This window comes from Pseudomonas sp. AK-TSAG1-1 (assembly GCF_056821665.1).
The window spans coordinates 3,211,118-3,223,845 of record NZ_CM165965.1 but is presented as its reverse complement, the minus strand read 5'-3'; the positions used below and the strand labels follow the sequence as shown (position 1 = coordinate 3,223,845).

The window sequence follows — 12,728 nt, the reverse complement described above, 5'->3', positions numbered from 1 at the left end:
TGTCCGGTTCAGACTGATGGCAGTTGGCGCAGAGCCGCGATCATGGTGTCGATTTCCGCCTCGGTGTTGTACGCGTGCAGTGACGCGCGACTGACTTCCAGCAAGTCTCTTTGCTGCATGTCGAGCAGTGTCGAACGGCAGGTCGACGTTGTGACGTTGATGCGCTTGCCCTGAGCGGCCAGCCACTGCTGAATCTGCGCGGCGCTGCTATCGCGATGAGTGAAGGTGACGATGCCAGACTTGATCGCGCCAAGGTCTCGCGGAGTGACGCCCGGAATCTCCGTCAGTTGCTGGCGCAGGTACTCCGCCAGGTGTTGAATTCGTAACCACATCGGTTCGATACCTTGCGCCAACGCGTATTCCACCGCTGCACCAAGGCCCAGTTTGGCCGCGACGTTGCATTCCCAATTTTCGAAACGTCGCGCGTCCGGGCGAATGGTGAAACTGTCAGCGGTTTGCAAAGAGGCCGCATGCAAATCGAGGAAGGCCGGTTCAAGGTTCTGACACAACCCGCGTTCGACATACAGAAATCCCATGCCACGCGGCCCGCGCAAGTATTTGCGACTGGTGGCGGCGAGCATGTGGCAACCGATCTTCTGCACATCGATCGGCATCTGCCCGACGCCCTGGCAGGCATCGAGCAAATACAGCACGCCGGCCGCACGGGCGAGGGCACCGATCTGTTCGATAGGTTGCACCGGCCCGCCATTGGTGGCGATCACGGGCAGGGAAATCAGGGCAACCCGATCATCGTCGAGCATGTCCTTGAGCGACGATAACGAGACCTGGCCGTGTTCATCGTTGGGCATGATGCGAATCTCGATGCCACGCTGCTGTTGCAATTGCAGGTATGGAATGTAGTTGCCGGCGTACTCGGTGGTCGAGGTCAGCACCACATCGCCCGGTCGCAAGGGCAACGAATAGAACGCCATGTCCCAGGCGCGCGTCGCGTTTTCGATGACTGCGATTTCATCGGCTTGCGCGTTGATCAAGCGGCCAATGGTGCCATAGACACTTTCCACCTCGGCTGAGCACTGCCCGGCGGCCTCGTATCCGCCAAGATTCGCTTCAAGCTGGATGTGTCGGGTCATGGTTTCGATCACCGGCGCGGGCATCAGCGCTGCGCCGGCATTGTTGAAATGGATCAGGTGCGCGACAGCGGGTGTGTCGGCACGCAGTTGTTCAATGTTCAAAAGCAGACTCCTTGATCAGTCCCCCGGTGGGGCTGCACTCGGTTGCATCACCGCGGGCCAGTAGCGCAGGGCGATAATCGGGATCAGCGCCACCACGTAGGCCAGGCAAACGAACAGATAGGTGTATTGCAAGCCGTAGACCTGACTGAGCAGGCCACCGGCAGAAATCCCGGCGATCGAGGCAAACTGCGCGGTGCCCTGAGCGATGCCCAGCACATGACCCTGCTGTGAGCTGTCAGCGGTTTTCGAAATCAAGGCCATCAGCACGGGAGTGGTAGCCCCCAGCAATACGCCCCAGATGAAGTAGGCGACCACAAATACCAGCGGATTACGCGTGACGCCTGCCACAGCAGTGAGCGCGATGCAGCCGATGACGATGTAAGTGATGCGGTGCAGGGTGTCCTGCTGGCTCCGGTGTTCGAAGTAACGCGACCAGGCTGTGGCCGACAGAATAAACCCCAGTGCCAGCAAGCCGTAGCACAGGCCGACCACCGAGTTGCTGACCTCGAACACCGAGCTGACGTACAGCGAGAACGAGGTCTGCGGCAGCATCCGCGCCAACAGCAGAATGCCCATTACGCCGAGCAGCGACAGCAATGGCGAACCTTGCCAGAGACTGCCGGAACGACGCGCAGAGGCGGCGTTGTCCGCGACCTGCGTTTTCTTCACCGGCGGTACGTCCGGCAAGGTCACGGCAGCGATCACCGTGCACACGGCGCACAGTACCGAGGCAATGATGTTGATCCAGAAGAACGTCGCGTAATCGAGGATCAACCCGCCGACCACCGCGCCGAGCAACGAGCCGACGTTGGTGGAGATTTGCAGGATGGCGAACAATCGCGCTCGCCGCGAAGGGGCCTCGATGCTGACTCCGTAAGCCTGTGCCGGGGCAATGTAGCCGGCGAAGGCTCCCTGCAGAAAGCGCAGAATCAGAATGACCCAGATATCACTGAAGAGGGCCAGCCCAAGCTGGGTCAACGACAAGCCGGCGAGGGCGCGGATCATCATCAACTTGTGGCCGTAGCGATCGCCGATACGGCCCCAGAATGCACTGGTCAGAATAATGCCCAGCATCGGCCCGACATACACGGCGATGCTGGCGAAGCTGAAAACCGACTCCGACGTCGTCAGCCCACGCAGGTGGACAGGCCAGAACGGCCCGCTCATTTCCATCGCGCCCATCGACACTAACTGGATCGCGAATAGAAGATAAATCAGGATTCTTACTCTCGAACCCTGGATGACACCTGCATGGGACATGAGACTGCCTCGGTTAAACGCTAGCGAGCGGGTTGGTCAGGGTGTGCTGCAAACGATAGTTGCTGTACTGCATCATGTGCATGCGCAACAACGAGCGGGTCGGCCATGGATCTTCAACGAACGCCTTGTGCTCGACTTCCCACAGCGCTGGCGCGACACGATCGCGCACAGCCTCGAAGGCCAGGTCGGTTTCCTCGCGCAATACCTGCCACAACCGGGTGTTGTTCAAGCCGTATTCCTTGGTCAGCCACAGGGCCATTTCGTGCAGATGCGTGAGGAACGCCGCATCCAGGACGAACATGCGCACCGGCTCGATGTCGCCCGAGAATACAGTCGGCAGAATGCCCGGCTGCACATGCGGTTGCAGGCTGTAGCCACGTTCTTCAAGCAGCGGCGCGTAAGTGCGGCCATCGCCGAAATCGCGGATCAGCAGACTACGTGCTTTGCCGTCAGGGGAAAACAGCACCATGGTGTTCTGCTGGTGGGCTTCGAGGGCCACGCCGTACATCAGATAGATCGCCACCACCGGGTGAGTGACCACTTTCGCGTACTCACGGAACCAGCTCTCGACTTGTGCAACGTTGGCCCGCACGCCATCACGCTCGATAAGATCGGTGAACAACGGACGACCACTGCCCGGTAAACGGGTGAACAGCGACGCTACGGTAATTGGCAGGCAATCGTCGCGTCGCTCGAACGCAGGGGCACTGGCGCGATACACCACGGACAAGTGCCGGCCCGGATGATCGTCCTGAGTGACTGCGTTTTTGTAACGCACGCCGATTTCTTCCGGGAAGATTTCCAGGCGCTGATCAAAGCCGTTTTCAACCTCAAGAATCTTGCTGATCACGGTGCTGATACGCGGCCCCATGTGAATCGATTTGGCTTGCAGGCTGCGCAACTCACTGGTCATCCACACGGCAATCGGCAGCTTGATCAGCGGCGCACATTCATCCAGCACGGGCATCATCGTGCGGTACGACATGGTCGGTAGCGTTGGAAGGTCGGGGCCGTCGGTAATCAGAATGCCGTCGGCGATTTCTTGCGCGAAATTCTGCAGCACGTAGGCCTGCAAATGCCAACCGTGGATTGGCAATGGCAACCAGTGATTTTCGTCCAGCCCCTTGTTGTTCAGCGAGGCTTTCCATTGCTCCCATTGCGCCGGGAAGTTTTCTGCGAACCAGGCGCGGTAATCGATCACGTGCGGCATGCTTTCGCTTTTCGCGTTGTCGGCGCGCAGCGCGGCGATGCGCAGCGGTACTTGTGCATTGAACTCGGGTGACAGTTGTTCGACTTCTTTATCGGTCAGGCCCGGGCGGGCTTTCCAGGTCGGGTAATACGGGTGACCTTCCAGCGAACCCCACTGGTCCAGAAGAATGGCAGCGTCCTTGGTGCTGGCGTGCTGGCGCAGGTAGTCGGTGAAGCTGTCTAGCCCGGCATCCTTGGCAGCCTGCTCCAATCGGGCGTTCCAGCGCTGGCGATGCTGACGGGCGTGAGCGTCGTTGGTCAGGCTGTTTTCCATGTCGGCCTTGAGCCCGGCCAAGCCTTCGTCAGTCGGTTCGAAGTCGAAGCTGTCGCGCAGCACATCGAGCATGTCCTGATGGCTGGTGATGACCTGGCGTACGCCTTCATCCGTCACCAGCACCACGTCACCGTCGTTGACCACCGTGTCGGCCGGGCCTTTGGCGATATCGGCAAAGGCCAGATGAGCGCGGCCGCCCTTGAGCGGGTAAGTGGCCTGGTTGCCCTCGGCGCAAAAGCTCAGGGCCGAACGGTCGAGGATGTTTTCCGCAAAAAGGCAGCGAATCAAGCGGCGCATGGCGTTTTTACGGGAGTAGGCGATCAGTGTCTTGAAGTCATCCATATCAGCGGTCTGCTCGTCGAAAATTGAATAAAGAGATCACGCGGCGGCGCTTGTCGTGCGAGGCCAGTGGCTGGGGAAATAGTCGAGTGCCGAGTCGCGCAGGCCCTGCATGTAGCCAACGCTCCAGTGCAAGACTTCTTCGATGTAGGGCACCTTGAGGTCGAAACGCTTGGCCATCTCCACCAACAGCACCAGGCCGTAGGCAACGTCTTCGTTGAAGGCACGGCTCTCGCGTTCGATCACGTAACCGGCGCGGTTGTCGGCGGCGGGCACCATGGGTGCAAGAATGTCGTTGTAGGCCTGATTGGTGCGCAGAATCGACAACATGCTGCTCTGGTCACGGATCTGTTCGCCGTAGGCCTCGACGATTTCCTGTTTCAGTGACTTGACCGAGGACAGGTCAACGCCCATGCGCTGGCTGATGACCGCACACAACGCCTGGCTTTCCTGGTCCATGCGCTCGAGGAAGTAGGCACCCAGTTCCGGGCACTCGGTCCACCAGCACATACGCTGCGGAAAAATCTTGCGATGCCACTGGCCGTAGGGGCCTATCAGTCCGTAGATCACCGAACTGTGCATGATCGGGTTGCCCGGCGTCAGGGTGATTTCCAGGTAATTGTCCAGCATCGTCACGCAGGGGCCGTACAGCCTGGTGAGTATCTTCTCCAGCTGTCGGCGGGCGGTTTGCGGCTCCCGGGCGTGGGTCGCAACATACAGTTGGCTTTTGCCGCCGCCCATTTTGATCGAACGGCCCGGCGTCAGCTCGAACGCGGTATGCGGGACATCCTTCATGCCCCAGATCACCAGGTTCGGGCGGTCGGGGAGGGTGGCTTCGGCCAGCCAGTCGAAACCGCAGAAACCGGGAATCGCACCGATGTACACCGGTTTGCTCGCGTTCAGATGCGGGGCGATGTCCTTCAGGGTTTGCGCGCGGGCATGGGCCGGCACGGTGATGATGACGATGTCGGCATCCTCGACGGCAGCTCTGGCATCGGTGGTCACCCGATCCAGTCGGGCACTCAGGGTCGAACCGTCAGGCAGCAGCGCCTGCGTTGGCGTCTGACGGGCGTGTTGTTCGATGATCTCCAGGTTGCTGGTAAGCATCGAAACCTGAACATCGGGCAGCTGTTTGAACAGGATGGCGTTGAGGTGACCGGTCCTGCCACCACCGCAAATGGCGACTTTCAACAGATTCATCGAGAGGCGTTCCTGTGTGAAGGGTGGGTCATGCGACGCTCAGTTGCAGCGGCGCGGAAACGGATTCCAGCCATTGGGTCTTGCCCAGCCAGGCGTCCAGTTGCGGGGCGATGCTTGCGTCGATCAGGTCGCGTTCCTGCAGCCATGTGTCATCGAACACGGTGTGCAGATATTTTTCGCCGCCGTCGGCAATCGGCACGACAACGTTGCCGCTCAGCACGCCTTTGTGGATGAGTTCGAGCGCCTTGAAAATCGCGCCGCCGGTCGAACCGCCCACCAACAACGCGAAATTGCGCGCGATGTAGCGGGCCGTTTCAAACGCTTGAGAGTCGGTGACCTGCACACCCAGATCGATGCAGCTGTAATCGAGCACCAGGCCCACGGTGTCGCCAGCTGGCGTGCCGGTACCCGATTGATAATAGGGATAGCCGGGATGGCCGAAGACGATCGAACCGGCGGGTTCCACCGCGACGGTGACGGTGTCCGGGTTGTGCACTTTCAAACCGCGAGCGATTCCGGTCATCGAGCCGCCGGTGCCGACACAGCCGACATAAGCACCGATAGCGCCTTCAGCCTGAGCGACGGTTTCGCGGACGAAATCGCTGTAGCCGCCGGCGTTGGCTGCGTTGTCGGACTGGTTCATGAACACGGCGCCGGGAATCTCGGTCGCCAGTTGCGCGGCCATTTGTTGGCGCTCGACCACCGCGACTTCGTCCTCGCGATAGGTGCCTTTGACGAAGCGAATGTCGGCACCGAGGGCTTTCATCACGGCAATCTTGTCTTGCGCGGCGTGATGATCGACCACCGCAATGAAATGCAGACCGAACTCGACCGCTGCCATCGCCAGACCGATCCCGGTATTGCCGGACGACGACTCGACAACCACGCCGCCGGGTTTCAAACGACCGGACTTGAGAGCGGCCAGCACCATGTTGCGCGCCATGCGGTCTTTGATGCTGCCGCCGGGGTTGTTCTTTTCAATCTTCAATAACAAGCGGGCGTTGGTATCCGGAACATCTATACCCAACATCGGTGTATTACCAATAAGCTCTGATACTTTATTCAATATCATTTCAATTGTTCCCTTTAGTAGTCAGGTGAAAACACATAGTTACCTTCCGTACAGCAGGTCGCCGTCAACCGCCGGGGCAAGGGGTGGCGATGAAACTCGTTCTCCAGCAGGTCCATCTGATAACCGGCAGTATTGACGTAGATCAATAAGTCTCCGGCCTTGGGGGCAGTGGCAAAGTTGATCAGGCGATGGGTTATTACGTCATCGTCCAGGCAACTATGGCCGGCGATATAGGCTTGGGTGGGTGTGCCGGGTAGTTGTTCGGCACTGATCAGTATTGGGTCGACCAGGTATTCAGAGGCGAACCATGTTTCACAGGCACTGAAACTGCTGCCCTCGACAAACAGAACGGTTTTGTTATCGGCCAATTGTTTGCTTCGGGTGACGCGAAATATCGAAATGGCCGCTTGATCGACGAGGCTACGGCCTGGTTCGAGGGCCAGGGTTATATCATGAAGCTTCAAGTAACCGGCGATGGACAAACCCTGTGAATGCTCGGTTTCGAGCAATAATGCCAGCCATTGTGGCGCCGTCAATTCACTGCCATAGGGATAATAAGTGGTCGGAACTTTCTGGCTGTAATAGTTGCCGGGGTTATTGTCGTTCTGCAGAAACCGGGCATAGGCCTGCGGCTCGACATAGCGGATCGGCAAGCCTCCGCCAATATCGATCATCTGCGGATTCAGGCCCATTTCTCTGGCGGCTTCGACGAAGCCGGTCACCTCACGAAAGGCTTGTGCACGGGATTCGTATCCATAACCGCCGAGATGGAAGTGGAAACCTTCGAAATGGAAAAACGTGGGCTGCCCGGTCAGGCGTTGCAGGCATTCAAGCACGTCTTCCGCGCCCATTCCAAACCGGCTCTTCAGACTGCTTTTCGGCCGGTAACGCAGTAAAACCCGGGCCTTCATCGTCGTTGGCTGTGAGGCGAGCACACGGGTCAGGTGATCGAATTCCTCCAGCGAGTCCACGCAAATCAACGAGCCGGCGCTGACCAACGCCTGGTGAAACGCAACGGTTTTGGCCGGTCCCGTGGCGCAGATTTTGCCTGGCGACGTACCGGCCCGCAGTGCGGCGTGCAACTCGTGGATACTCGATACATCGACGCCGATGCCCGAATTCGCCGCCGCGCCGAGCAGGCTCTGGGACTTGTTGGCCTTGGCTCCGTAGAAGAGCGCGTGCGCCACGTTGTATTGCTTTAATACCGCCAACAACGCCTGTGCATTCAATTCAAAAGCGTGGGGCCAGACCACATTCAGCGGCGAACCGTGTTGTTTAACTAGGCTCGCAAGCTTGCTCGGAAAGTCATTGATAAATGTGGAAATAAACGGGTCAATCAACGGCTTTAACAGTTCCGGATGATGAACTTTATTTCGCTGTTCAACAGGTGCTGCATTTGTTGTAGGCATAGTTGGCCCCTGGCGTCGAAAATAATCTCGCCATTGATGTTTCGATAACCGATCGTTATCGATGAGTGTCGTATTTGTTACTCGTCAGCTGCGAGTATTTAAATGCGATGCTGGCGGCGGCCAGATAAAAAATGAAGATAAATTCGCAGCATCGATCGTAATAAATGGTTCACCAAACAATTGCATGAGAACCCCATTCCCTAAGGCTTGTACGGATGTGCTAATTGACCGCTAGTTGTCGGTCAATTCCGGTTTTTGAACAGTAACTGACATTCAAATGACATCACTGACATGTACTTCCCGTGACGCTGACTATCTGCTTTGGAACGAGGATAGTTCCTCTTGGCGGCGTGAACAATATTGCGAACAGGAACGATTATCAAGTAAGGTTTTCAAATATTTTTGAATAAAGACCTGCGAAAGGCGAATCAATGAACGTGTATTTACACGCTCAAGGACACGTTCGCCCTGAGATAAAAAAGCCCCTCGATTCCTTGATCAACAAGGCGTTGAGGGTTGTTGCGAGAAGCCCTGGCAGCGCCTCGAAAATCGCTGTCGGCAGGGCCTGAAATTTTTCAGAAATCATGACTGGTTCACGCCAAGGAGCAACGCCATGCAATCCGATCGACTCAGCCGCAAAACCCCACCCGCGATCAGCTACCTGTTCGTACCGGGCAACCGCCCCGAGCGGTTTTCCAAAGCCGTCGAGGCTGGCCCGGACGCGATCATTCTCGACCTCGAGGATGCCGTTCACCCCGACAGCAAAGCCGCCGCTCGCGCCGCGATCCGCGCATGGCAGGAGAACACGCCGAAGGTTGCCTGCGAGCGATACATTCGCCTGAACAGCGTCAGCAGCACGCTGTTTCGCCAGGACCTGGCCTGGCTTGGCGACATGCGCTACCCCGAACGGTGCGACGGGATATTCCTGCCCAAGGCCGAATGCCCCGAAACCCTGGCGCGGGTGGTTGAACACTTGCTGGAGTGGCAGCCACGACTGCAGATCGTGGCGATCATCGAGACCGCCAAAGGCCTGCAGCAGGTCGAGGCGATTGCCGCGATTGCGGGCCTGGCGCGGCTGGCGTTCGGTTCGCTGGATTTCTCGCTGGATATCGACTGCAGCCAGACTCCCGAAGCATTTCTGTTCGCCCGCAACCGCATAGTGCTGGCTTCGCGGACAGCGGATTTGCCGTCACCGATCGACGGCGTTACTCCCGCCATCAGCGACCTGGCGGTGGTCACTCAAGACTCGCAGTACGCACGCTCGCTGGGGTTCGGCGCCAAGCTGTGCATCCATCCCGCGCAACTGGTGTCGGTACAGCGCGCCTTCCTGCCGGATTCGCATCAACTGGCCTGGGCCGGTCGGGTGATGAGCGCGGTCGCCACGGGCAGCCACGCGGTGCAAGTGGATGGTGAGATGGTCGACTTGCCGCTGATCGAGCACGCCCAGCGGCTGCTCGATGTGGCCAGCCAATACGCGCCGGTTCCCCGCGCCGACGCCTGCTGAAACCCGCTCAATCAGGAGATCCACCATGGAACACGGTTATCAGATTGCGTTGCGGCCGCTGTGTGACGTGCAGCAGTCGGAGCAGGTCGATCCGGCCAATGTGACGATGCTGCGCGAGTCGATTGTCCGCGCCGGCCATTGGCTGGAACCGATCATCGTCGAGCGTTCGCAAGGCATCGTCATGGACGGCAATCACCGCTTCAACGCGGCGTTGCAATTGGGCCTGAAGCGCGTGCCGTGCATCCAGCTCGATTACGCCGATCCGCGGGTGTGTGTGCGGCACTGGCAGACCGGGCAAGCGTTCGAAGTCGCGCGGATTTTCAGCACCATCGCCCGTGGCGAGATCTTCCCGTACAAGACCACCCGACACGCGTTTGACCCCGCGCTACCGGTGGTCGCGATCCCTTTGGAACGCCTCTACGACTGACCCGGACCGGATCAAAACCAAAAAACTTTGACTGCAGGTGATACTTTTTCGCAGATCGACTGGCAATAGGAGTGATTACCATTTTCTCTCGATGAAAGGATCCTCTCGTCATGCCTGTTGTCAGTCGTCCTAGCGGTGAGCGGGTGTTAACACTCGCCGTGCGTACCGCCATGTTGAATTTCGTTCTGGTCGCAGGAAGCGCCAACGCCTGGGCCGCCAGCCCCGAGCAACAAGACGTTGCCGCCGATAAAACCTCGAACGCGCCAGTCTCTCTGGCCGACGACAGCACGGACGCGCTGACCCTCGACACCACCAACGTCAACGCCCGTTACAACGGCGCCATGGCCTTGCCGGAAACCCTCGCCGGTGGCCAGGTTGCACGGGGTGCGCGGCTGGGCATGATGGGCAACAAAGACGTGATGGACACACCGTTCAGCGTCACCAGTTACACCGCCAAAACCCTCGCCGATCTGCAAACCGTCACGGTCGCGGACGCGCTGGAGCGTGATCCCTCGGTGCGCTCCACCGGCCAGACGGGCGGCATCGTCGACTCGTTTTTCATCCGTGGCTTCCCGATTGGCGAAGGCAACCTGGGAGAGCTGGCGTTCGACGGCGTGTATGGCGTCGCGCCCAATTACCGGGTGTTCACCGAGTACGCCGAACGGGTCGAAGTGCTCAAGGGGCCGGGTGCGCTGATGTACGGCATCTCACCGAACAGTGGCGTAGGCGGGGTGATCAACATCGTTCCCAAGCGTCCGCTGGACGAAGACCTGACACGGGTCACTACCACCTACGCGTCGGATTCCCAGGTCGGCGGTCATCTGGATCTCAGCCGTCGTTTCGGCTCGGAAAACCAGTTTGGCGTGCGCTTCAACGGCAACCTGCAAGGCGGCGATACGGCCATCGATGATCAGCGCCGTGATTTGGGTATCGGTGCCATCGCCCTGGATTATCGCGGTGAGCGCTTGCGCCTGAACCTGGACTACATCAGCCAGAAAGAAAGCTGGGAGGGCGCTTCGCGACCTTTCACCATCGCAGCGGGCGTCGCTGTACCGTCCGCGCCGAATGGCCGCACCAACCTGTCGCAGGATTGGGGCTGGTCGGACACCAAAGAGCAGTCGGCGTTGCTCGGCGGCGAATATGACCTGAGCGATACGGTCACCGTATTTGCCCATGCCGGTGGCGGCAAGTCGGACGTCAAGCGCATGTCCGACCAGGTGCCACGCATCCTCAACGAGGCGGGGGATACCAGCAACATCCCCGGTTACTACAAATTCAACGTTGATCGTTCCACCGCCGATGTCGGCATTCGTGGCGTGTTCGCCACCGGGCCGATCACCCACACCACCACATTGATGGCGACCCAGTACCAGGACGAGTTGTCCCGCGGCATCAACAACGGCACGGAAATCCGTTCGAACATCTATCACCCGATCGATGTGCCCAAGCAATACATCAGCTCGCCGAAGGTGCTGCGTGTTTCCGAATCGGATCTGTCCGGCGTTGCGTTCACCGACACGCTGTCGATGCTTGACGACCGCTTCCAGTTGACGCTCGGCGTGCGCCGTCAGGACATCGAGTCGCGCAACTACAATGCGTCGGGCTCCGTCAGTTCGAAGTACAACGACAGCGCGACGACGCCACTGGTGGGGGTAGTCGTCAAGCCCTGGGACGACGTTTCCCTCTACTACAACTATGTCGAAGGCTTGAGTAAAGGCGACATTGCCCCCGGCACAGCGGTCAACGCTGGCGAGACATTCGCCCCTTATGAATCCAAGCAGCATGAACTGGGTGTGAAGTACGAGCACGGTACGTTCATGACCTCCCTGGCGTTGTTCCAGATCGAGAAACCAAGCGGTGAAGTCGGCGCCGACAACGTGTTCTCGGTGCAAGCCGAACAACGCAATCGCGGGATCGAATTGAGCATGTTCGGCGAAGTGGCACCGGGCACGCGCTTGATGGGCGGCGTGACGGTGCTGGATGGCAAGTTGACCGATTCAGCGACAGCGGCCAACAAAGGTAACAAGCCAGTGGGTGTGCCAGACGTGCAGGCCAATCTGTGGGCGGAATGGGATACGCCATGGCTGGAGGGTTTCACCCTGACGGGCGGGGCCATTTACACCGACAGTCAATACGTCAACCAGGCCAACACCCAGGAACTGGATTCCTGGACCCGTTTCGATGCCGGCGCACGCTACGCAACGAAAATCGAAGGCCGGCCGACGACCTTCCGCGCTACGGTGCAGAACGTGTTTGATCGTGAGTACTGGTCGGGCGTTGCTTCTTACGGCGCGTTCTCGCCGGGCTATCCGCGCACCTTGCAGCTATCGGCTACGGTCGATTTCTGATGCGCGAGGGCAGGCACAGCCGGTTGGCTGCTGTCTGCCATTTTCAATGGGCGGGCAGGAGTACTCGCATGCTGGAAAATCCGGGATTTACCTCGACAATCAAGTGTCGCCCGATTCAAGTCACGACTCACCAACTCCCCCTCGAATTTGATTGCAGCGGCAATCGCCACATCCGTGAGATGTTGCGGGTTTACGGACTGCGCACCAGCCTCTTTCGGTTGAAGGTGATCAACGCTCTGATCCTCGCTGCGCAAGAGGGGCGCCTGATCGGCGTGCCCGGCGTGCATGCCTATATAGAAGCGTCTTTTCCCCAACTGCCGATTGTCAGCGTGCGCGAAGTACTCAAACGTCTTGCCGAAGTGGGCGTGATCAACGCTCAATCGGACAGAAGGTACCGCTTTACTCCCCAGGCGCAGGACATGCTCAAACCGTATCTGGGATAACGCGCCTTGAA

Annotated in this window: 10 protein-coding genes; 4 read left to right on the top strand and 6 right to left on the bottom strand. The window is 59.0% G+C overall.

Annotation, left to right across the window (positions count from 1 at the left end; all coding sequences use genetic code 11):
• Positions 1-8: 8 nt before the first annotated feature.
• Genes AC1UK9_RS14290 through AC1UK9_RS14265 form a run of 6 tightly spaced genes read right to left on the bottom strand, consistent with a single transcriptional unit; the run spans position 9 to position 7,995 of the window.
• Positions 9-1,193: an aminotransferase class V-fold PLP-dependent enzyme gene (locus AC1UK9_RS14290; RefSeq protein WP_482577732.1), complete on the bottom strand. Its 1,185-nt coding sequence runs from the start codon at positions 1,191-1,193 to the stop codon at positions 9-11.
• Positions 1,194-1,208: 15 nt separating this feature from the next.
• Positions 1,209-2,453, bottom strand: a complete 1,245-nt coding sequence (locus AC1UK9_RS14285; RefSeq protein WP_482577731.1) for an MFS transporter — start codon at positions 2,451-2,453, stop codon at positions 1,209-1,211.
• Positions 2,454-2,466: 13 nt separating this feature from the next.
• Entirely contained in the window at positions 2,467-4,317 is a 1,851-nt protein-coding gene (locus AC1UK9_RS14280; protein WP_482577730.1) for an IucA/IucC family protein, read from the bottom strand.
• Between the two features lie 36 nt (positions 4,318-4,353).
• The gene (locus AC1UK9_RS14275) at positions 4,354-5,514 is read right to left on the bottom strand and encodes an NAD/NADP octopine/nopaline dehydrogenase family protein (protein ID WP_482577729.1); all 1,161 of its coding nucleotides are present in this window, start codon (positions 5,512-5,514) and stop codon (positions 4,354-4,356) included.
• 28 nt (positions 5,515-5,542) lie between these two features.
• Positions 5,543-6,544, bottom strand: a complete 1,002-nt coding sequence (locus tag AC1UK9_RS14270) for a PLP-dependent cysteine synthase family protein (protein WP_482577728.1) — start codon at positions 6,542-6,544, stop codon at positions 5,543-5,545.
• 56 nt (positions 6,545-6,600) lie between these two features.
• Positions 6,601-7,995: a Y4yA family PLP-dependent enzyme gene (locus AC1UK9_RS14265; protein WP_482577727.1), complete on the bottom strand. Its 1,395-nt coding sequence runs from the start codon at positions 7,993-7,995 to the stop codon at positions 6,601-6,603.
• 613 nt (positions 7,996-8,608) lie between these two features.
• Between AC1UK9_RS14265 and AC1UK9_RS14260 the strand changes: the two genes are divergently transcribed.
• The 4 genes from AC1UK9_RS14260 to AC1UK9_RS14245 all read left to right on the top strand — a co-directional run bounded on the left by AC1UK9_RS14260 (position 8,609) and on the right by AC1UK9_RS14245 (position 12,717).
• Positions 8,609-9,499: an HpcH/HpaI aldolase/citrate lyase family protein gene (locus AC1UK9_RS14260; protein WP_482577726.1), complete on the top strand. Its 891-nt coding sequence runs from the start codon at positions 8,609-8,611 to the stop codon at positions 9,497-9,499.
• Positions 9,500-9,524: 25 nt separating this feature from the next.
• On the top strand, positions 9,525-9,926 hold the full coding sequence (locus AC1UK9_RS14255) for a ParB N-terminal domain-containing protein (protein WP_473015763.1): 402 nt from the start codon (positions 9,525-9,527) through the stop codon (positions 9,924-9,926).
• A 110-nt stretch (positions 9,927-10,036) separates the two neighbouring features.
• Entirely contained in the window at positions 10,037-12,274 is a 2,238-nt protein-coding gene (locus tag AC1UK9_RS14250; protein ID WP_482577725.1) for a TonB-dependent receptor, read from the top strand.
• Positions 12,275-12,342: 68 nt separating this feature from the next.
• A complete protein-coding gene (locus AC1UK9_RS14245) occupies positions 12,343-12,717 on the top strand; it encodes a fe2+ zn2+ uptake regulation protein (RefSeq protein ID WP_482577724.1) in 375 nt (124 codons plus the stop codon).
• Positions 12,718-12,728: the final 11 nt, after the last annotated feature.